Origin of the sequence: Streptomyces sp. NPDC004134, from assembly GCF_042874195.1 — a bacterium.
In the GTDB taxonomy this organism is placed as follows: Bacteria; Actinomycetota; Actinomycetes; order Streptomycetales; family Streptomycetaceae; genus Streptomyces.
Window position 1 is genome coordinate 179,478 of record NZ_JBIAMS010000006.1, and the last position, 18,870, is coordinate 198,347.

At 72.9% G+C, this 18,870-nt stretch carries 18 protein-coding genes; 3 read left to right on the forward strand and 15 right to left on the reverse strand.

Translation table 11 applies throughout. The features are described 5' to 3' along the window. Nucleotides 1–190 precede the first annotated feature (190 nt). From ACFYVJ_RS11045 to ACFYVJ_RS11080, 8 genes are all read right to left on the reverse strand, one after another. Nucleotides 191–1,327: a methyltransferase gene (locus ACFYVJ_RS11045; RefSeq protein ID WP_388888986.1), complete on the reverse strand. Its 1,137-nt coding sequence runs from the start codon at nt 1,325–1,327 to the stop codon at nt 191–193. 217 nt (nt 1,328–1,544) lie between these two features. Next, nucleotides 1,545–1,898, reverse strand: coding sequence for a DUF1330 domain-containing protein (locus ACFYVJ_RS11050; RefSeq protein WP_388888989.1), 354 nt, complete (start codon nt 1,896–1,898; stop codon nt 1,545–1,547). Between the two features lie 116 nt (nt 1,899–2,014). Continuing rightward, on the reverse strand, nt 2,015–2,521 hold the full coding sequence (locus ACFYVJ_RS11055) for a PhzA/PhzB family protein (RefSeq protein WP_388888992.1): 507 nt from the start codon (nt 2,519–2,521) through the stop codon (nt 2,015–2,017). 301 nt (nt 2,522–2,822) lie between these two features. Continuing rightward, nucleotides 2,823–4,049, reverse strand: a complete 1,227-nt coding sequence (locus ACFYVJ_RS11060; RefSeq protein ID WP_388888994.1) for an FAD-dependent monooxygenase — start codon at nt 4,047–4,049, stop codon at nt 2,823–2,825. A gap of 168 nt (nt 4,050–4,217) precedes the next feature. After that, the gene (locus tag ACFYVJ_RS11065; protein WP_388888997.1) at nt 4,218–5,120 is read right to left on the reverse strand and encodes an aromatic prenyltransferase; all 903 of its coding nucleotides are present in this window, start codon (nt 5,118–5,120) and stop codon (nt 4,218–4,220) included. Between the two features lie 378 nt (nt 5,121–5,498). Further along, on the reverse strand, nt 5,499–6,314 hold the full coding sequence (locus tag ACFYVJ_RS11070; RefSeq protein WP_388889000.1) for an SAM-dependent methyltransferase: 816 nt from the start codon (nt 6,312–6,314) through the stop codon (nt 5,499–5,501). A 29-nt stretch (nt 6,315–6,343) separates the two neighbouring features. Continuing rightward, nucleotides 6,344–7,534 carry a hypothetical protein gene (locus tag ACFYVJ_RS11075; protein WP_388889002.1) on the reverse strand — a complete coding sequence of 397 codons (1,191 nt, stop codon included), beginning with the start codon at nt 7,532–7,534 and terminating at the stop codon, nt 6,344–6,346. Nucleotides 7,535–7,820: 286 nt separating this feature from the next. Then, the gene (locus ACFYVJ_RS11080; protein WP_101420458.1) at nt 7,821–8,498 is read right to left on the reverse strand and encodes a lytic polysaccharide monooxygenase auxiliary activity family 9 protein; all 678 of its coding nucleotides are present in this window, start codon (nt 8,496–8,498) and stop codon (nt 7,821–7,823) included. 166 nt (nt 8,499–8,664) lie between these two features. On the opposite strand from ACFYVJ_RS11080, the gene ACFYVJ_RS11085 reads away from it, so the two are divergent. Further along, on the forward strand, nt 8,665–9,243 hold the full coding sequence (locus ACFYVJ_RS11085) for a dihydrofolate reductase family protein (RefSeq protein ID WP_388889004.1): 579 nt from the start codon (nt 8,665–8,667) through the stop codon (nt 9,241–9,243). A gap of 22 nt (nt 9,244–9,265) precedes the next feature. On the opposite strand, the gene ACFYVJ_RS11090 is transcribed toward ACFYVJ_RS11085, so the two are convergent. The 4 genes from ACFYVJ_RS11090 to ACFYVJ_RS11105 all read right to left on the reverse strand — a co-directional run bounded on the left by ACFYVJ_RS11090 (nt 9,266) and on the right by ACFYVJ_RS11105 (nt 13,316). Then, on the reverse strand, nt 9,266–10,828 hold the full coding sequence (locus tag ACFYVJ_RS11090; RefSeq protein WP_388889006.1) for an MFS transporter: 1,563 nt from the start codon (nt 10,826–10,828) through the stop codon (nt 9,266–9,268). 90 nt (nt 10,829–10,918) lie between these two features. Next, nucleotides 10,919–11,953, reverse strand: a complete 1,035-nt coding sequence (locus ACFYVJ_RS11095; protein ID WP_388889008.1) for a Ppx/GppA family phosphatase — start codon at nt 11,951–11,953, stop codon at nt 10,919–10,921. An 81-nt stretch (nt 11,954–12,034) separates the two neighbouring features. Then, nucleotides 12,035–12,607: a GNAT family N-acetyltransferase gene (locus ACFYVJ_RS11100; protein ID WP_388889011.1), complete on the reverse strand. Its 573-nt coding sequence runs from the start codon at nt 12,605–12,607 to the stop codon at nt 12,035–12,037. A gap of 55 nt (nt 12,608–12,662) precedes the next feature. Continuing rightward, the gene (locus tag ACFYVJ_RS11105) at nt 12,663–13,316 is read right to left on the reverse strand and encodes an endonuclease (protein ID WP_388889014.1); all 654 of its coding nucleotides are present in this window, start codon (nt 13,314–13,316) and stop codon (nt 12,663–12,665) included. A 219-nt stretch (nt 13,317–13,535) separates the two neighbouring features. On the opposite strand from ACFYVJ_RS11105, the gene ACFYVJ_RS11110 reads away from it, so the two are divergent. Continuing rightward, nucleotides 13,536–14,360 (forward strand): LLM class F420-dependent oxidoreductase, encoded by an 825-nt coding sequence (locus ACFYVJ_RS11110; protein ID WP_388889017.1) that lies wholly within the window; start codon nt 13,536–13,538, stop codon nt 14,358–14,360. A gap of 77 nt (nt 14,361–14,437) precedes the next feature. On the opposite strand, the gene ACFYVJ_RS11115 is transcribed toward ACFYVJ_RS11110, so the two are convergent. The 3 genes from ACFYVJ_RS11115 to ACFYVJ_RS11125 form a co-directional block, all read right to left on the reverse strand. Then, the gene (locus ACFYVJ_RS11115) at nt 14,438–15,556 is read right to left on the reverse strand and encodes an aromatic acid exporter family protein (protein ID WP_388889020.1); all 1,119 of its coding nucleotides are present in this window, start codon (nt 15,554–15,556) and stop codon (nt 14,438–14,440) included. A gap of 264 nt (nt 15,557–15,820) precedes the next feature. After that, nucleotides 15,821–17,101 carry a cellulose-binding protein gene (locus ACFYVJ_RS11120; RefSeq protein WP_388889022.1) on the reverse strand — a complete coding sequence of 427 codons (1,281 nt, stop codon included), beginning with the start codon at nt 17,099–17,101 and terminating at the stop codon, nt 15,821–15,823. A 114-nt stretch (nt 17,102–17,215) separates the two neighbouring features. Beyond that, complete coding sequence (locus ACFYVJ_RS11125) at nt 17,216–18,115, reverse strand: hypothetical protein (protein ID WP_388889023.1); 900 nt, start codon at nt 18,113–18,115, stop codon at nt 17,216–17,218. A gap of 205 nt (nt 18,116–18,320) precedes the next feature. On the opposite strand from ACFYVJ_RS11125, the gene ACFYVJ_RS11130 reads away from it, so the two are divergent. Continuing rightward, nucleotides 18,321–18,857 carry a tellurite resistance TerB family protein gene (locus ACFYVJ_RS11130; protein WP_388889345.1) on the forward strand — a complete coding sequence of 179 codons (537 nt, stop codon included), beginning with the start codon at nt 18,321–18,323 and terminating at the stop codon, nt 18,855–18,857. Nucleotides 18,858–18,870 lie beyond the last annotated feature (13 nt).

An 18,870-nucleotide genomic window follows, 5' to 3' on the forward strand; every position in this document is an offset into this window, starting at 1 on the left:
CGGGCGGGGGCGCTTCCCCGGGTCCGTTTCAGGGGCGGGCACGGTTCGTGCGCGGTCGGCGCGGGTACGCCGACGAACCGTGCCCCGGTGTCCGCAACCGGTCACCGATGGGACTTCGAGCCGCGCCACGGGATGCCGTCCCGCGCGGCGGGCCTCGCTCACGTGCACGCGTGGGACGTGAGCGCGGGGGTCAGGTGCGGGCGAACTCCAGCACCCGCAGCGGCGGCTGGCCGCCGTCCACCGCCCCGACGGGGAACTCCTCGCGCAGCGCGTACCCGCAGGGCTCGATGAGCGCCCGGTGCTGCTCCAGGGTCCGTTCCCTGCCGCCGTAGAGGACCATCATCATGACGTCCATCAGATGGCCGGCCGCAGGTTCGGGCACGGCGGGCAGGACGTACTCGACGACGACGAGCGAACCGCCCGGCCTGCCGGCCTTCGCGCAGTTCGCGACGATCCGCCGGACGCTCTTGTCGTCCCAGTTGTGCAGCACGCGGCTGAGCAGGTGCAGGTCGCCCTCGGGCACCTCCTCGAAGAAGCTGCCGGGCACCAGCTCGGTGCGGTGCTGGACGCCGGCGGCGCCGAGGAAGTCCGGGGCCGTCGCCATCGCCTCGGCGCGGTCGACGATCACCCCGGCCGCGTCGGGCAGCGCCTTGAGCAGCCAGGCCAGCATCGTGCCCCGGTTGCCGCCGACGTCCACGACCCGCGAGGCGGCCGGCGGGCGGTAGCCGGCGGCGTCCAGGGCGCCCGGCAGCCGGGAGGTGGCGTAGCCCATGGCGCGGGCGAACTTCACCGCCTCGCCCGGGTGGCTGCCCAGGTAGTCCCAGAACCCGCCGGGGGCGGCCGGATCGACCTGCTGCCCGCTGCGTACGTGCTCGGCGAGGCCGACCATGGCCTCGCGGATCGGCTCCAGCCACAGCACGGCCATCTCGCCGAGCCGCCCGGCGTCCGGGCCGAGCCTCTCACCGGCCGGGGACAGCCGGAACCTGCCGTCCTCGTCGCCGGAGAGCAGCCCGACGGCCATCCCCGCCCGCAGCAGCCGGCCCGTGGCGTCCGGGTCGGTGCCCGCGTCCTTCGCGATGTCCTCCGGGGTGAGCGCCTTGCCCGCTAACCGGCCGAGGATGCCTAACTCGACGATCGCGACGGCGACGGGGGTGTAGAGGTAGCCCGAGAAGAGCTGGACCAACTGGCGGCCGGCGGTGTCGTTCTCGCCGTCGGTCAGGAAGTCGAGCACGGAGTACGTGCCGGAGGCGCCACCGCCACCGGCGCGGGGCCGCGGGCCCTCCGGGAGTGCGGTCGCCGCGGCGGCCGCCTTTCTGGTGCTGGACAAGATGTCCTCCTCGTGGATGTGTGGGATCGGTCCGCAAGTTGCGGATTCCACGAGTTTCGACCCCGCGTCTAGGCCGTCGGTACATGTCGAACTGGCGTCGAACTGGCGGCGGCTAAACGGCGCCGGTCACCGCACGGATACGGCATATCCGGAAATCCGGGTTCCGTGCACGGGGCCGCGCGGAGTCCCTGCCTCCGCGGCGTACCGCTCCCCGGAGCTATGCGCCGTGCCCGGCGGCGGCCTCGCGTATCGCGCGGACCGCGGCGGTCGGGACGTAGTCCCCCGGCACGCCTTCGACGAGGATGATGTCGCCGTCGATGTGCCGCGAACGCAGCGGCGCCAGCTCCCGGTAGGCCGGCGAGTCCCACCAGGCCCGGGCGTCGGCGATCCCGGGGAAGCCGATCATGACCACGCCCCCGGGCCAGTCGCCCTCCTTCACCTCGTGCGGCGTGGCGTGCACGAGGAAGCGGCCGCCGTACGGCTCGAAGGTCGCGGGCAGCCGCTCGATGTAGTCGGCCACCTCCGGGTGGGGGGCGGCGTCCTGCAGCTTGGCGATGGCGTAGGCGGTCATGGCGGTCCTTCCGTTCGCTCGCGCGGTCCGTACCCTGCCGATCTTCGCAGCAGGGCGGACCGGGGTCGATTACCCGCCGGGTAGGCGACCCCGGCACGCGGCGTGGGACGCGCCCGTCAGGAGGGGATCCAGTCCCGCTCGATGTGGGGGGTCTCGATGCTCAGCGCGCGCATGTGCTCGATCGGGTTGGTGTACTCGCGGCTCGCCACGATCCGTCCGTCGCTGAGGGTGAAGCCGTGGATGAAGTGGTTGCGGTAGCGGCCCTGGGGATAGCCGGGGAAGAGGATGGTGCCCTCGCCCTGGCACTCGACCCAGATGACCGACGGGTCCTGCGTCTGGTAGATGTGCACGTCGTGCCACTGCCAGTCCGGCAGGACCTGCATCGACAACTCGCCGTGGCGCTTCAGCTTCTCACGCCCCCTGACGACGATGGGCCGCCCCATGTCGGTGTAGAAGAGCGACGCGGTGCCCTCGTCGGTGTAGAGGGTGTAGCGCCGCAGCCGGGCCTCCGCGCCGGTCCGCATGTACTGCTCGACGGCCAGGAGGTTGCGGGCCCGCAGGTCGTGGTGGTCGGTGAACACCGGAGCGGCGGTGTCGGGTGGTCGGGACACGGACGGGGTCATGGCGTCTCCTGGCGCATGTGTCGGATTGGGTCGGTGGTGCCGTGGGGAGAAGCGCGTACGCCGCCGTGGGGGACGGCTGCGGACGTACGCGCGGGTCCCGCGGCCGGAGGCCGGAGCCGGCCCCCGGCCGGGGCGGGTGCGGGGGTGGCGTCGGAGAGCAGCCGGGGCCCGCCGGCGGATGCCGGCGGGCCCCTTCGGTCTCGACTCCGCGGTGTTCCCGTCGCCGGGACGCCGCAGGGCACCGCTGCGTGCCCGCGCACCGAGTCCTCGTTCCGGCCGGGGCCGGTCGTGACCGGCGGCTCTACTCCCGCCGCGGCGGGGCGTAGGAGGGGCGGGAGTTGAGCTGCGCCACCTCGCTCTCGGCCTTCATGCGGTACATCTCCATCATCTGCGTGACCCGGGCGCGGTCCCAGGTGTCGGGGCTCGTGGCCCGCTCCATGGCCCTGGCGGCCATGACGACGCCGTTGGCCTCCTCCAGGCGGGCACGCTCGTACGCGGCCAGCCCGGCCGGCACGTCCCCGTCCGCCCGCGCCAGTTCGTACGCGAGCACCCGCGCGTCCAGGACCGCCTGTGCCGCGCCGTTGCCGCCCGCCGGGTACATCGGGTGGGCGGCGTCGCCGAGGAGCGTGACGCGGCCGCTGCCCCAGGCGGGCAGCGGGTCGCGGTCGACCATCGGGTACTCCAGGACGTCCCCGGAGCGCTCCAGCAGGTCGCGCACGTCGAGCCAGCCCAGCGACCAGCCCTCGTAGTGCGACAGCACCTCCTTGAGCAGGCCCTCGCGGCGGTCGTCGACCGGGCCGTCGGCGGCCTCGGGCAGCAGTCCCGGCTCGGCGACCCGCACCAGGCAGACCCAGTTGGTGCGGTCCTTGCCGATCGGGTACGCGACGAGCGTCACGTCGCCGTCGCTGGCCCCGACCCAGGAGCGGCCGGTGAGGAACGGCGGCACGCCCTCGGTCACGCCGCGCCACATCCGCTGGCCGGACCAGGCCAGTTGCCTCTCGTCCGGGTGCAGCCGGGCGCGGACCGTGGAGTTCAGCCCGTCGGCGCCGATCAGCGCGGCGGCCTGGACGGTCTCGGTGGCACCGCTGTCGCGGTCCGTCACGACGACCTCGACGCCGTCGCCGTGCTGGGTGAAGTCGTGCAGCCGGGTGCCGGTGCGTACGGCGTCGGCACCGAGCCGCCTGCGCACCTCGTCCAGGAGCATCAGGTGCAGTTCGCCGCGGTGGATGCAGTACTGCGGCCAGTTCGAGCCGGTCGCCGTGCCGCGGGGCTGGGCGAAGAGCGTGTTGCCGGACTTGTCGCAGAAGACGTACTCGCCGGTGGGCACGCCGAGTTCGGCGAGCTCGTCGCCGAGGCCCAGTTCGGTCAGCTCGCGGACGCCGTGGGTGAGGAGGTTGATGCCGACACCGAGGGGTTCGATGCGGCGGGCGCTCTCGACGACGAGCGATTCGATGCCGGCGGCGTGCAGGCTCAGCGCGGTGGTGAGCCCGCCGATGCCGCCGCCTGCGATGAGCACGGGAGCGGCCATCAGGCGCCTCCCCCGGTTGCGCCGGAACACCGGGTGGAGGCGTTTCCGGCAGATGCGGGTCGGTGGTTGCGGAGGTGGACGGACAGCGTGGCCGGGTCCTCGGGTTCGGTGCGTTCTCGGGTCTCGGTCATGCTCGGCTCCTTGTGCTCACGTGCTTTCCGGCCGGGGTCAGTCCGCGGGACGTACCCGGTCGGAAACCTGAGATGACATCTGGTAATACGAGGCGAGCTTGAAGAACTCCTCGCCCCTCGCCACCGTGCCGGCGTAGACGTAAGTCGGGTCACCGCCGTGCACGGTCGGCATGTCGCGGGCGAACTTCCCGACCTCGGGCGCTATCCGGGAGGGCAGCAGATCCGGGTCGGAGGTGCGGGTGGAGAAGCACATGCGCTCGATCCGGGTGGTGTCCCAGCCGAAGGTCGGGTACATGGCGTACGAGGTGCCGATGAACTCCAGCATGTGCTCGCTCGGTTCCGGCAGCCCCATGCCGCGGAGGGCGGGGACGATGGCGTCGGGGCGCGTGTACTCGGAGGTGAGCCCGCTGACGTAGAGGTTCCAACTGCGGCTGCGGTAGTCGACGCCGATGGCGGAGACCTTGCCGTCGAGACCGGACTCGCCGAAGTGATCGGCGTGCTCGGCGAGGGCCGGCGGCATGGACGGCAGTTCCGCGAGCGCCTTCATGCTCTGCGGCTTGGCGAGCGGAAAGAAGGTCACCGCTTTCCGGAAGCCGCCGACGACGCCGAAATCCACGGCATAGGCGTCGACGGGAAAGCGGTCGCGAATCTCGGGAAACAGCCCCGTGATCGCGTGGTCGGTCTTGTCGAGCAGGCCGCCTGCCACCGCGGCGGCATAAGGGTCGCCCGTCTCGGTGGGCAAGGTGAAGTCGAAGGCGAGTTCACCCCGGTAACGCTCGCCCGTCCCCATGCTGAAGATGATGTGGGCGTCGTCCCCGAGCCATTTTCCGAAGGTATCGAGAGCGGGCCAGACCTTCTCCCGGGAACACGGCGCATCGACCAGCCGGGAGGTCTCCTCGACAGCCGAATAGATGGTTTCCAGTTTGGCGGCCTCGGGCATTCTTCCCTCCAAGGGGGGTCGACCTCGCTTCAGTCATCGGAACCGCTAATTCCTAGCCGTACTGCCCGAAGCAGGCGTGGGCAAGGGTGAACACCCCGCGATCGGCCTGGGAACACGCCCGGATCCTCCCAGCTCCCGCTTGCCTTTGACTTTACGGCGGCTTGGCGACCGCTTGACAGCAGCCTGAACCGCCGGAAAATGAGGCTCTATTCACAGACGGTGCCCGGGCGGGGACTATTCGTCAATTCCCGGCGGACGGTCGCCGGAAGGCCGCGCATTCACGGCGGCCGGACCGTACCCGCACCGGACGCGGACGGCCGCCGCCGGGGAGTCCCCGGCGGCGGCCGTCACCGCACGCGCCGTACGGCGCGGTTCGCCTCACACCTTGCGCAGCACCGCCCCGTAGGCGTCGCACGCGTTCCGCACCTCGCCGGCCGGGCGCCACTGACTCACCGGGACCAGGCCGGGATCGACCGCGGTCCAGGGCGCCAGGATCCGCTCCAGGTCCGCGCGGCCCCGGTCGATCAGCGGGTCGCTGGCCCTGCGGAAGATCTCGATGACGTCCGGCACCCGCGGGTCGACGTCGGAGGAGATGTGGTTGACCGACAGGAAGCTGCCCGGCACCACCGCCTCGTGGATCCGGGACACGATGGCCGCCGGGTCCTCCTCGTCGGTGAGGAAGTGCAGGATCCCCGACAGCAGGACGCCGACCGGCATCGTGAAGTCCAGGGTGGACCTGACGACTTCGTCGAACAGGATGGTGTCCGGGTCGCGCACGTCGCCTTCGAGGGCCACCGTGTACTCGCCGTCGGCCTGGAGGGCCGCCATGTGCGCGACGGCGACGGGGTTCTTGTCGACGTACACGACCCGCGTGTCCGGCGCGATGCGGTGGGCGACCTCGTGGACGTTGTCGTAGATGTCCGTGGGCATGCCCCCGCCGATGTCGAGGATCTGCCGCACCCCGGCCTCGCCGACCCAGTACTCCACGGTGCGGTCGACGAAGAGCCGCTGCTCCCGCGTGAGCACCTTGAGGTCGGGCATGATCTGCTCGGCCTCGGCCAGCAGGTCGCGGTCGGCGTGCACGTTGTCACGGCCGCCCAGCGCGTAGTCCCAGAACCGCGAGGGGTGGGGCTTGCGCGCGTCCGGCAGCGGCATTCTCCCCTCCCGCCCGGCCGGGTTCCCGTCAACCGTCATGTCCGCCTCCGTACCCGCAGCCACCGGTCTCACTCGCCGCCGAGCGTGATCGACGTGTCGATGAACTCGTTGGTCACCAGGTCCTCGGGCGTCAGCCCGTCCTTGATCGGCTTCTTCTGCGCCTCGAAGACCGGACCGGCGACGTCGATCAGCTCCTGCACCCGGCCGGTGTCGAACTCGCCGACCGGCTTGCCGGGTTCGGCGACGAGGTCGAGCGCCCGCATCTGCTCCACCGAGTACTTCCCGACGCCCTTGGAGAACGGCTGGTCGGCCTTGAAGGTGTCGCGCAGCTCGATGACCTTGTCGATCACCGGGTCCGGATTCTCCATCAGGTCGGCCGCGCCCTGCTGGATGACGGGCACGAGCTTCTTCAGGCACGGCGCCAGCTCGGCCTTGTCGGCCGGGCGGATCATCGGCGAGGGACCGGGGTTCGGGTAGTACTCGTACGCGAGCTGCGACTCGACCGGCTTGCCCCAGTCGGGCAGCTCCTCCTCGTAGATGTACGGGTCCTCGGTGGCGTACCCCGAGGTGGCGATGTCGCCGCCGGCGGCGACGAACCGCGCCGGGGAGCCGTCGCCGGAGCTGTCGACCTGGTCCTTCTTCAGGATGCCCTTGCTGGTCAGGTAGTCCATGTAGGGCGTGGGGACGTAGACGACGGTGGTGTCGGTCTTGCCGATGTCCTCGATCGACTTCACGTCCGGGTGCTTCTCCGGGTCCCACATGATGACCTGCGGGTTCTTCGCCAGCAGCGACATCACCGCGAGCGTCGGCTGCTTGTCGGAGTTCTGGATCGCCTCGTCGAAGCCCTGGGGGATGCCGAGGTGGATGCTGTCGTCCGTGTACATCTGCGAGGACGTCGGGTTGAAGCCGATGGCCGGGCCGCCGGAGCGCAGCTCCAGCTTCACGCCGGTGTCCTTGCCGCCGGAGGCGACGAGCGGCGCGGTGACCTTCTTGGCGTTGGCGTCGACGTCCATGTCGTCGCCGAGGAGCTGGTACATGGCGCCGGCCGAGGTGATGTCCGGCCACCACGCCGTCTGGACCACGATCGTCTCCGGGCACTCCTTGCTCAGGTCCGTGGCGCCGCCGGCCCCGGCGGCCGGGGAGGCGGTGTTCTCGCTGTTCTTGCCGTCATCGCCGCCGTCGTCGTCGCTGTCGCCACAGGCGGCCAGCACGGACAGCATCGCTACGGCGGCGGCGAGGGGGACCGCCTTTCTACGCACGTGGTGCAGAGGCATATGAGATCCATCGACGATCGGGCGGCCGGGGGCCGGTCGGGCTGACGGGGGTGCCGGACTGACTGATGCCTGATCATAGACATGCCTCCCGCGCGTACGTTCGGGGCGCTCCCCGGTCGAGTTCCTTTTGCAACATGGGCGTTGGCGCGCCGGACGTGCCGTGACCGCCCGCACCGCCGCCGGCCGGGCTCGGCCGGCCGGCGGCGGGCTGCTCTCTCAGACGTGCTGGCCGGCGCCGGGCGGTCGCGGACCTCCGCCGGCTCCGGGGCCGCTAGAACGTCACGTCGCTGCAGAAGAAGTAGATCTGGTCCGCGTGCGACGCCTTCCAGATGGTGTAGACGATGTGGTGCCCGCTGCGGCCGGGCGCACTGGCGTTCGCCGTGTAGTGGTTCGCGGGGCCGTACGGGCCCGCCGTTGCCACGCGCTCCAGGTCGGCCCAGTCGAGCGCGTCGGTCTTCGCGTCGTAGCCCTGCCGGGTCACGTAGACGTAGAGGTAGTCGGCGCCGTGGTACGCCTGGTCGAGGACGTCGACGGTGAAGTTCGTGCCGAGGGAGTCGGTCTTCCACGGCCCCGGGGTGTCCATGGAGTCGTAGCGGCCGTCCTGGGTGCGGCCCGCGCTGCAGAGCTGGTTGTCGGGGATGTGGGCCTGGAAGTTGCCGCCGGTGCCCTCGCGGTAGAGGCCGTTCCAGTTCCACATGCCGTTGGTGTCGTGCTGCCACGCCTGCCAGCACATGGGGTCCTGCTGCTGCATGTCCGGGTTCTGGAAGTCGCTGCCCCAGCGCTGCCAGCAGCCGTAGTTGCGGGAGACGGGGTCGGCGGCCGAGCCATGGGCCTGGGCGGTGCCGCCGGTCCAGGGCGTCAGCAGGAGCGCGGCGGCGGCCAGGACGGCCAGGAGGGCGCGGACGGGCAGGCTCCGCGCGTCGGTGCGATCGTTCGATGGCGATGACACTGCGACTCCTCCTCCGGGAGGGGGTGGGGGACATGGGATTGGGAGCGCTCCCATGTCTTCGGACCCTGCCCCGCGGCGCCCGTACGAAACCTGCGCGGCGATGAGTTTCGCCCACCGTCCCCGTCTTATCGGGGTACCCCGTCAACCGCCTTTCGAGGAGAGCATCATGACCGCCACCTACACCTTCGACGTCTTCAGCAGCCTCGACGGCTTCGGCGCCGCCGGCGGCGACTGGACCGGTTACTGGGGCAAGCAGGGCCCCGAACTGCTCGACCGCCGCCTCGCCCTGTACCGCGAGGACCAGCGGATGGTCTTCGGCGCCCAGACCCACCGGCTGTTCGCCCGGATGATCGCCGGCAGCTCCGAGGGCGACGACGTGCGCGACCCGTGGGTCACCCGGATGACGCAACTGCCTGCGACCGTCGTGTCGACCACCCTGACGGAGCCCCTCGACTGGCCGGACGCGACCGTCGCGCACGGCGACGCCGTCGACGTGGTCGCCCGGCTGAAGGAGGAGTCCGACGTGCCGCTGCGCTCGCACGGCAGCCTGTCGATGAACCGCGCCCTGATGGCCGCCGGCCTGGTCGACCGGGTGCACGTCACGCTCTTTCCCGTGATCACCGGACGGTCCGGGCTCGCTCCGGTCTTCGAGGGCGCGGCCGACTTCGACCTCGACCTGATCGAGACCCGGACCCTCGACGGCTACATCCAGGAGCTGATCTACCGGCCCACCCTGCACGGCTGAGCCCGCCCGCGGGCGGCGGCGGTCAGAGCAGGTTCCGGCGCTGGGTGCGTACGACCTCCTCCGCCTCCGCCGCCGTCGCCACCGCGGGTGGTGACCCCTCCAGTGGCAGGCCGGCCGTCTCCGTCAGCAGCGACACGGAGACGATGCCCACGACGGCGAAGGCCATCGTGTAGTACGCCGCCGCCATCGGCGTGTCCAGGACGTGCACCAGCCCCTCGATGACCGCCGGGGTGGTGCCGCCGAAGACCGCGACAGAGAGGTTGTAGCCGATGGCCAGCGAGCCGTAGCGGATCTCCGTCGGGAAGAGCGCCGGCAGCGTCGCGGACATGGTGCCCTGGAGGCAGATCAGGCTGCCGCCGAGCAGCAGCATGCCGCCGAAGACGGCGAGGACGGACCCCTGCCGCACCAGGACGTAGGCCGGCGCCGTCACCACGAGGAAGCCGACCATGCCGATCATCAGCAGCGGCTTGCGGCCGACCCGGTCGTTCGCGCGGCCGACGAGCGTGACGACGGAGATCATCGCGACCATGGTGGCGATGACGACGGCGAGCTGCTCGGCCCGCGGCCAGTCCAGGACCTCCGTGAGATACGTCGGCATGTACGTGAGCAGCATGTAGTTCGCCACGTTGTACGCCGCCACCAGCGCGATGCACAGCAGTATCGTCTGCCGCTGCCCCGCCACGATCCGCCGCAGCTCACCCGGCGCCTGCTTCCCCTCGGCCTTCGCGCCCTCGGCCTTCGCACCCTCGGCCTTCCGGCCCAGGGCGGGCTCGGCCTCGCCCGTCACCTCCGCCACGGTGGCCCGGCCCGCCTCGGACTTCACGAAGGCGGGCGTCTCCTCCAGCCGCAGCCGCAGGTAGAGGCCGATCGCGCCGAGCGGGCCGCCGATGAGGAACGGGATCCGCCAGCCCCAGGAGGCCATGCCGTCCTCGCCGATGCCCGCGGTGAGCACGAGGACGAGCCCGGAGGCGCCGATGTAGCCGGCGAGGGTGCCCATCTCCAGGAAGCTGCCGTAGTAGCCGCGCCGCTTGTCGGGGGCGTACTCGGCGATGAAGGTCGCCGCGCCGCCGTACTCGCCGCCGGTGGAGAAGCCCTGCGTGAGCCGGGCGATGATGAGCAGCAGGGGCGCCCACAGGCCGATGGTGTCGTAGCTGGGGATGAGGCCGATGGAGAAGGTGGCCGACGCCATCAGGATCATCGTCAGCGCCAGCACCTGCTTGCGGCCGACCCGGTCGCCGAGCGGGCCGAAGAAGGCGCCGCCCAGGGGGCGTACGGCGAAGGAGACCGCGAAGGTCGCCAGCGACAGTATCGTGCGGGTGCCCTCGCTGGCACCGGAGTAGAAGACGTCGCCGAGGGTGACCGCCAGGTAGGCGTAGATGCCGTAGTCGAACCACTCCATGGCGTTGCCCAGCGCGGCGGCGCGCACCGCGCGCCGGATCTCGGGCTCCTCGGTGACGGTGATCTCGCTCAGCCGCCACCGGGGCCGCAGCTTGGCCTGCGCCACCCGGAAGAGCAGGGGGTGGCGTCTTCGGGCCGCGGGATCCCGGGCCGTGCTGCCGTCGTTGTCCTGGGCCTCAGCGTCCATGAGATCCGGGGTACCACGCCGCCCGCCGCCAACGCGGTCAACGCGCCGCCACAGCCGCCGGTTCGGCCGCTGGAGAGGGCCGGGGCGGGCTCAGTTCGCCAGGTTGATCTGCGTCCTGAGCGGGTCGAGCCCGAGGCCCGGGTGCGGCCTGCGCTGTCCCGGTACGCGCGGCTCGTCCCCGGCCGGTGCCGTCCACCAGCTCACGCTGCCCTCCTCGACGGTGCGCAGCAGGATGCCCTCGCGGATCGCCCAGGGGCAGACGGTGACCACGTCGATGCTCATCAGCTTCATGGCGGTGTGCGCGACGACCGCGCCGGCCAGCGACTGCCGGGCGCGGGCCGGTGAGATGCCGGGCAGCCGGGCGCGTTCCGCGGCGGGCAGCCCCCGCAGTTGCTCGACCGCGCGGCGGAGGTCCTCCCGCGCCATCGTGCGAGGGACGAACGGGCCGTGCCGGCCGGGTGCGGCGCCGCAGAGGCGGGCGAGCTGCTGCATGGTGCGGGAGGTGACGACGGTGGTACGGGGCGCCTCCCAGCGGATGCGCGCGGCCACGTCGCGCAGCCGGTGCCGCACGTGGCGGCGCACGGCCTTGACCGCGGCGGGCGGCGGCGGATCCTGCTTGGGGAAGAACTCGCGGGTCAGCCGGGCGGCGCCCAGGGGCAGCGCGATGGCGAAGTCCGGCAGCCGGCTGCGGCCGCAGGCGACCTCGAACGAGCCGCCGCCGATGTCGAGCACGGCCATGGGCCCGGCGCGCCAGCCCATCCACCGGCGGGCCGCCAGGAACGTCAGCTCGGCCTCCGTCTCGCCGGGCAGCAGTTGCAGGACCACGTCGGTGCGCTCGCGGACGGCGCGGACGATGTCGCGCGCGTTGGGGGCGTCGCGTACCACCGCGGTGGCGAAGGCGAACGGTTCCGCCACACCCCAGCGCCGGGCCTCCTCGCGGGCGGCGCCCACGGCGGCGGCCAGCTCCCCGACCGCCGGGTCGCCGAGCCGCCCGTCGGGGCCGGCGAGCTCCGCGAGGCGCAGTTGCCGCTTGGCCGTGTGCACGGGCAGCGGCACCTGGCCGTCCGCGTCCGCGACCACCAGGCGCACCGTGTGGGATCCCGCATCGATCACGCCGACTCTCATTCGGCCTCACGTACCCCATTCGGCGGCATTTTAGACATCCCTCCTCTTCCGACCCGGGTGTCCCCGGGCTCGCGTACACGCTCAGCGCAGGTCGAGCCGCATCAGGATCCGGGGGTGTCCTGCCAGCACGGACGTCGTGTCGGCGGCGTGGGTGAAGCCGGCGCGCTCGAAGTTCTTCCTCAGCCCGGCGTACGCCATCGTCAGGTCGACCCGGGCGGTCCCGTTGTCCAGCGGGTACGCCTCGACCACCGGGGCGCCGTGGCCGCGGGCGAAGTCGACCGCGCCGGCGATAAGGGCGTGCGAGATGCCCTTCCTGCGGTGGCCGGGGCGTACCCGTACGCACCACAGCGCCCAGACCGGCAGGTCGTCGAGGTGGGGGATCTTGCGGTTGCGCGCGAAGGTCGTCTCCGCGCGCGGCGCGACCGCCGCCCACCCCACCGGCTCGTCCCCGTCGTAGGCCAGCACCCCGGGCGCCGGCTCGGCGGCGCACAGCCCGGCGGCGTACTCGCCGCGGGCGGGCCCGCGCAGCTCCTGGTTGAGCCGGGAGGGGATCCGGTAGCTCAGGCACCAGCAGACGCCGGCGTCCGGGGACTTCGGCCCGAGCACGGCCCGGACGTCCTCGAAGACCGAGGCGGGGCGTACGTCGATGGTCATGCCACCGAGGATGCCATGCGGCCGCCGCCCGCCCGGGCGGCGGTACCGCCCGGCCTCAGGCGTGCGTAAGCTCCCTGACCTGCTGCGCCGCGCCCTTGTCCAGCGCGCAGTGCACCAGCGCCGCCGTGAACCGCGGGAGCTGCGGCTCCCCCACGAGCCGGGCGAGCCGGGAGGGGTCCTCCGGCAGGCCCACCTTGCCTGCGCCCTGCACGACCTTGGCGTCGATGTACGGCGCGGCCTCCGGCCAGACACCCTGGACCTCGCGCAGGAAGATCGCCGCGCCCGCGGGGCCGAGCCCCGGGAACTGCTGGAGCAGGCCGCCCATCCGGGCGGTGTCACCGTCCGCCTCGCGGCGCAGGCCGCGCAGGTCGCCGCCGTAGGTGTCCAGCAGCAGCCGGGCACCCTCGGCGAGCCGGGTCGCGGTGCTCTCGTCGTAGCGCCGGTAGCCGCCCTCGCCGAGGACGACGACCCGCCGCCGCCAGGTGGCGTCGGCCATCCGCCGCGGACTGCCCATCCCGGCGTGGAACAGCGCGCGGGCCGCGCCGACCGCGGCGGCCGCCCGGATCGGGGCGCTGAGCAGGCTGGAGAGCACGAGCAGCCGGTAGAGGGGCTGCGGGGTGTTGCGGAGCCGGATGCCCGCGTCCTCGGCGTACGTGGTCCCGTAGCCGTCCAGGAGAGCGTGCACCGTACGTTGCTGGTTCTGGGTCACCGTTGGGTCCTCCGGACTCCCCCGGATGGCGCCGGCCGGGCGAGCCGCGGGACGCGGCGGCCCTCTGCAGGCCACTGTGCCATCGCGGCGGCGGGCCCGCCCGCCGGGCGGTGGCCGGCGGGCGGCCGATCTTGCGGGTGCCTCCGGGGTGTGCGACCGTGCGTGGCGCGCGTAGCCGAGCGGGTACGCGACGTGCGTACCCGAGAGAGGTGGCCGCCCGTGAAGTTCGGGGTGTCGACGTTCCTGACCGACGAGGGCATCGCGCCCGCGGTGCTCGGGCGGGCGCTGGAGGAGCGCGGCTTCGACGCGCTGTTCGTCGCCGAGCACACCCACATCCCGGTCGACCGGCGCTCGCCCCTGCCGGCGGGCGGCGAGCTGCCGCGGAAGTACTACCGCACGCTCGATCCGTTCGTGGCCCTGGCGGCGGTTGCCCCGGTGACCCGGAACCTGCTGCTGGGCACCGGCATCGCGCTGGTCGTGGAGCGGGATCCGATCGTCACCGCGAAGGAGGTCGCCACGCTCGACCTGGTCTCGGGCGGCCGGGTGGCCTTCGGCGTCGGCGCGGGCTGGAACCGCGAGGAGATGCGCAACCACGGCACGGAGCCGCGCACCCGCGGGCGGCTGCTGGACGAGCGGATGCGCGCGATGATCGCGCTGTGGACCGAGGACGAGGCGGAGTTCCACGGCGAGTTCGTCGACTTCGACCCGGTGTTCTGCTGGCCGAAGCCGGTGCAGCGGCCCCATCCGCCGGTCTACGTGGGCGGGGGCGGCGAGCCGGCCTTCGAGCGGGTCGCGGCGTACGGCGCGACGTGGCTGCCGAGCCGGGTGCCGGCCGGGGAGCTGGGCGGGCGGATGCGGCGGCTGCGGGAGGTCGCGGGCGACGCGCCGGTGGTGCCGTACTCCGCGTCGCACGAGCCGGCGGCCCTGGAGACGTACGCGGAGCTGGGCCTCGAGCGGGTGCTGCTGGACCTGCCGACGCTGCCGGAGGCGGAGTCGCTGCGGGCGCTGGACGAGCTGGCGGCGGCGGCCGCGGCGTACCGCTGAAGCGGACGGTACGGCCCGGAGCGGACCCCGGACCCCGGGACCCCGGACCCCGGACCCCGGGCCGCGCGGCCGCGGGGTCAGCGGGTGAGCCAGGCGCTGAGGCGGGAGAGCCGGGGAATGTGCTCGCGGTAGTCGCGGCTGCTGCGGTCGAGCGCCTCCAGCAGGCGGGCCGAGCGGTGTTCGGTGTCGAGTTCGTCGAGGATCCGGTTGACGTCGGCGAGGAGCGCGCCGTACAGGAACCAGTTCTCCTCGTCGCGCCCCACGGTCTCCAGGAGCAGCGACTCCACCCGGTCCCGTACGGAACGGGCCGCGGCGAGGTCCGCCTCCAGCCGGCCGGCCGCGGTCTCGGCGCTCTCGGAGACCTCCGTCGCGACCAGTTGGGCGAAGCTCACCAGCGCGTCGCCGAGGTAGCCGAAGAGGTCCTGGAGCGCCGCGCCCGCGTCGCGCGGGAACAGCGGCTCCCCCTTCCGCCGGGACTGCGCGAGGTCCGACAGGCTCCGGGTGAGGACGCGCAGCACCACCGCGCAGATCTCCAGCGTGTCGAGCCCGGTGCGCAGGACGACCCGGTGCATCAGGCCCTCGCTCACCCGGGGGTTGAGCCGCAGGCTGTCCTCGGCGCGGCGCAGCGAGGTGTCGACCTCGCCGACGAACTCGTCCAGCTCGCGGGCCGCGTACAGCCGGTCGGCGGCGACCGAGGGCGGGGTGACCTCGGTGAGCTGCTCCGTGCTGCGCAGCAGCAGGCGGCGTATGCGCCGGGCCAGGTCCTCGATGGCGTCGCCGGCGCTCTCCACCCACACCGGGGGCGCCAGCACCAGGTTGAACGTGAGGCCCACGACGGCGCCGGTGAGGGTCTCCAGGATCCGGGTGAACGCCGTGTCCCCCACATGGGCGACGCCGAGGACGAGCATCGCGCTGATCGCGACCTCGGGTACGAACTCGTCCACCCGCACGAGGCGCCCGGCGATCAGCGAGCTGAGGATGATCAGCCCGAGGCTCCACCAGCTCAGCCCGACCAGCGCGCTGAACCCGCTGGCGATCAGCACCCCGACCACGACGGCGGTGACACGCCGGACGCCGGTGGTGAGGGTGGCGTAGAAGGTGACCTGGACGACGAGCAGCGCGGTCAGCGGCGCCGTGAGCGGCTTGCGCCCGTCGGTGAGCTGGAGGGCGACGACGTACGCGAGGGTGGCGGCCATGGCGGCGCGCATCGTCTGCGCCACGGCGGGCGCGCGGAGCCGCTCGACGAGTCCTGCCAGACGCGGGCGCCCCTTGAGGGCGTCGGCGGGGTACGACTTCAGCGCTCCTCCCGGTGGCGTCGCGCGCTGCGGGCGCCGCGGTGGTCGGCCGCGGCGCCGGTGATCAAGGCCAAGGTCTCACAGAGAGCGCCGCGACCCGGCGCGCGAAGCCACCCCCTCGGGTCCGCGTAGGCCGAGGGGGTGGCGTGGGGGGTCCGGCGGGGGTCAGCCACCGCCGGTGAGGACCGGGGTCTGCCAGGTGCGCCACTCGGCGAGGTTGCCGGGCTTCTTCGGCGAGATCCGGAAGACGCCGGGGGCGCTGCCCGTACCGCGCAGGAACGTCGCGATGCTCTGCTGCAGCGGCCCGCGCCACTCGGCCCGGGAGGCGCAGTGGGTGCCGTCCTGCACGTCGGACCAGTAGCTGATGTTCCGACCCGCGCCGAGCGCCTTGTAGACCTCCGCCCCGCCGAGCGCCGCCACGCTGCCGGACCGCGCGCCGAGCCAGTCGACGTGCGGGTTCTCCATGAGGAAGAGGCCGCGGGGCGCGATCATGCCGACCATCTCGTGGGTGTCCACGGGCAGTTGCGCCGGGTTGCCGGTGTACGCGCCGAAGGCGTCGCCCAGCCACGGCTGCTCCCCGTACCCGCTGCTCAGCGGCTGCGCGCCGGTCTCCCGCGGCACGCTGCGAAGGGCCGGCGCGCCCGCGGTGCCCGACTCGACGGGCATGGTCAGCGCGATGCGCTGGTCGAACGCGCCGGCCACGAAGGCGCCCTTGCCGAACCGCGAGCAGCCGGTGACGCCGGTCGCCCCGGCCCGCAGCACGCTGCCGTCCGACTGCTCGATGACGTCGATGATCCGGCTCACGCCCCAGGCCCAGGCCATGAGGAGCCCGGTGCTGCTGGAGGAGCCGTAGACGCTGTAGAAGGCGCCCTGCTTGTTGCTGCGTGGGGTGCCCTCGCGGCCCACGGCGTACGGGTCGAAGTTGACGACGGCGGCGCCGGCGGCCTTGATGGCGGCGGTGTCGGCGCCGAAGCCGCCGTAGACGACGACCGCGGGGAACGGGCCGGTGCCGCTGGGCAGGTCGACGCTCGCCGAGAAGCTCGCGCCGCGGCCCTGGTCGGAGACGTTCACGGTGATCCCGGTCCGCGACACGCTGCCGGAGACGCTCGCGGGCCTGGGCGGCTTCTGGCCGTAGACGGTGCGCTCGGCCAGTTCCCTGATCTCGGCCCGGCGGCAGCGCCAGTCGGCCATGGAGGCGACCCGGGTGCCGTCCAGCTTCGTGAAGGGGTCGGGCAACAGGGCGTTCGCCTGGGTGGGCGGGCTGGGGACCGGGCAGTCGGCGCCGTCGTCCTCGACGCCGGGCGCCGCCTGGGCGCCGGTCCCGGTGCGGTCGGCGGCGACCCCCGGCCGGGCGTCGAGGGTGGCGGCGAACATCGCCGCGGCGGCCACGACGGCGGCGACCGCCCAGGCGAGTGGCCGGGTCCTGCGGAGCGGGTGGAAGCGCATGGGGGGACCTCCAAAACGGATGGGAGCGCTCCCATACGATAGGAAGGGCGCCCCGGCGCGACAACGGTGGTTTCCGGTCATTTTCGCGGTCGTGCACGAAATTTTCGAAGAGGATCAGCCGCCGATCACGGCGCTCGACGGCACCCGGTCCGCCGGCACCGAGAACACCGCGACGTACGGCCGCGGATCCGCGCACGCACCGCCCGCCCCCACCGGCCGCAGCCGCCGCGAGGTGATCTCCAGCACCAGGTCGTCACCGCAGCCGCGCCCCTCGAAGGCGAAGCGCCGCGCGGGACCCGGCAGCTCCGAGTCGTACAGGCTCCCCAGCTCGCTCTCCAGCGCCGCGGACGCCGCCGGCGGCAGCGGGCGTACGAAGGCGTCGAACTGGTCCGGCTGGCTGACCTCAGCCGCCCGCGGCGCGCGCCCCGCCGCGGTGCCGTCGAGCGGCGCGTAGGCGAGGAGTTCCGCGGGTCCCGGCGGCCCCGGCGGGGCGCCGCCGATCCTCGGGTCCGCGCCGGCGTCCTTCTCCGGGACGGCGAAGACCGCGAGCACGTCCCACGGGCTGTCGCACGTCTCGTAGGTCGTCGTGCCGGTCAGCCGCGCCGAGTAGCCGGTGTTCTCGTCGTACGTCAGCACCGCGCCCCCGGCGCTGGTGCAGCCGCTGCTCCAGCCGGTGGCGACCAGCGCCTCGGCGTCCAGGTCGCGGGCGAGCAGCTTCTCCCGCAGCTCTTCGCCGACGTCCTCCTGCGGATACCAGCCGGCGAACGCCCGCACGTCCGCCGGTGTCCGCAGCAGCGTGCGGACCGCCGCGAGCCCGTGCCCCTGCTCGAAGTGCACCGCCTCCGCCCCGGGCACCACCGCCCCGCCGGCGCCGTCGGGGCCGGAGACGGGTGGGCCGTCCGGGTCCGCCACCGCCCACCACACGCAACCCGCGAGCAGCGCGCCCGCGACGATCGCCGCCGTGATCAACCACCTGCCGCTGCGCAGGCGTACGCCTGCCGGATCCCCCGTCATGCCGTCCCCCCTCGTTCCCCCGTACGCCTCTCCGACGGCGGCCCGCCCCACCTGGTTCCCCGGTTCCCCCGGACGGGTATATGCGGAACCTCCGCGTCCTGCGGAGGCGTTGAGAGACTGACCGCGGCACCGCGGTCTTCGGTACCACGACCGGAACCGACGAGCCGGGCGCATGCCCGCAACCCGAGGTGGCATTTCAGTGTCGATGTTTGATCGGATCAAGGACCAGGCCAAGGGCCTTCAGCAGTCCCGGGGCGGAGGGCGGTCCGGGAGCCAGGGCTCGACGGGCTCGGGCGGCGGCTCCAAGGCCCAGCTCGTGAGCATGTTCAAGTCGCAGCTCAGCTCGATGAAGACGGAGCTGAAGAGCGGCGCGTACCGGGACGCCACCATGGCGGTCTGCGCGCTCGTGGCGGCCGCGGACGGACACGTGCACCCCGCCGAGCGGGAGCGCATGGAGTCGATGATCATGAGCAACGACGTGCTGCAGAACTTCCCGCCGGAGCAGTTGCGGCAGCGGTTCACCAAGCACCTCGACCGGCTCACGGTCGACTTCCAGGGCGGCAAGGCGGAGGCGCTGCAGGAGATCGCCAAGGCCAAGAAGAAGCAGGCGGAGGCGCGCGCGGTGATCCAGACCGGGTTCGTCATCGCCGGTGCGGACGGCCACATCGACCCGGCCGAGCAGCAGGTGCTCCGCGAGGCGTGCTCCGCGCTCGGGCTGGCGCCCTCGGAGTTCGGTCTCTGAGGGACGCCCGGTG

Excerpts from the sequence above, each read along its gene's own strand:
- ACFYVJ_RS11050 (WP_388888989.1), bottom strand. The coding sequence starts at position 1,898 with ATGACCGCCTACGCCATCGCCAAGCTGCAGGACGCCGCCCCCCACCCG.
- ACFYVJ_RS11055 (WP_388888992.1), bottom strand. The coding sequence starts at position 2,521 with ATGACCCCGTCCGTGTCCCGACCACCCGACACCGCCGCTCCGGTGTTC.
- ACFYVJ_RS11060 (WP_388888994.1), bottom strand. The coding sequence starts at position 4,049 with ATGGCCGCTCCCGTGCTCATCGCAGGCGGCGGCATCGGCGGGCTCACC.
- ACFYVJ_RS11065 (WP_388888997.1), bottom strand. The coding sequence starts at position 5,120 with ATGCCCGAGGCCGCCAAACTGGAAACCATCTATTCGGCTGTCGAGGAG.
- ACFYVJ_RS11070 (WP_388889000.1), bottom strand. The coding sequence starts at position 6,314 with ATGACGGTTGACGGGAACCCGGCCGGGCGGGAGGGGAGAATGCCGCTG.
- ACFYVJ_RS11085 (WP_388889004.1), top strand. The coding sequence starts at position 8,665 with ATGACCGCCACCTACACCTTCGACGTCTTCAGCAGCCTCGACGGCTTC.
- ACFYVJ_RS11090 (WP_388889006.1), bottom strand. The coding sequence starts at position 10,828 with ATGGACGCTGAGGCCCAGGACAACGACGGCAGCACGGCCCGGGATCCC.
- ACFYVJ_RS11095 (WP_388889008.1), bottom strand. The coding sequence starts at position 11,953 with ATGAGAGTCGGCGTGATCGATGCGGGATCCCACACGGTGCGCCTGGTG.
- ACFYVJ_RS11100 (WP_388889011.1), bottom strand. The coding sequence starts at position 12,607 with ATGACCATCGACGTACGCCCCGCCTCGGTCTTCGAGGACGTCCGGGCC.
- ACFYVJ_RS11115 (WP_388889020.1), bottom strand. The coding sequence starts at position 15,556 with ATGGCCGCCACCCTCGCGTACGTCGTCGCCCTCCAGCTCACCGACGGG.
- ACFYVJ_RS11120 (WP_388889022.1), bottom strand. The coding sequence starts at position 17,101 with ATGCGCTTCCACCCGCTCCGCAGGACCCGGCCACTCGCCTGGGCGGTC.
- ACFYVJ_RS11125 (WP_388889023.1), bottom strand. The coding sequence starts at position 18,115 with ATGACGGGGGATCCGGCAGGCGTACGCCTGCGCAGCGGCAGGTGGTTG.
- ACFYVJ_RS11130 (WP_388889345.1), top strand. The coding sequence starts at position 18,321 with ATGTTTGATCGGATCAAGGACCAGGCCAAGGGCCTTCAGCAGTCCCGG.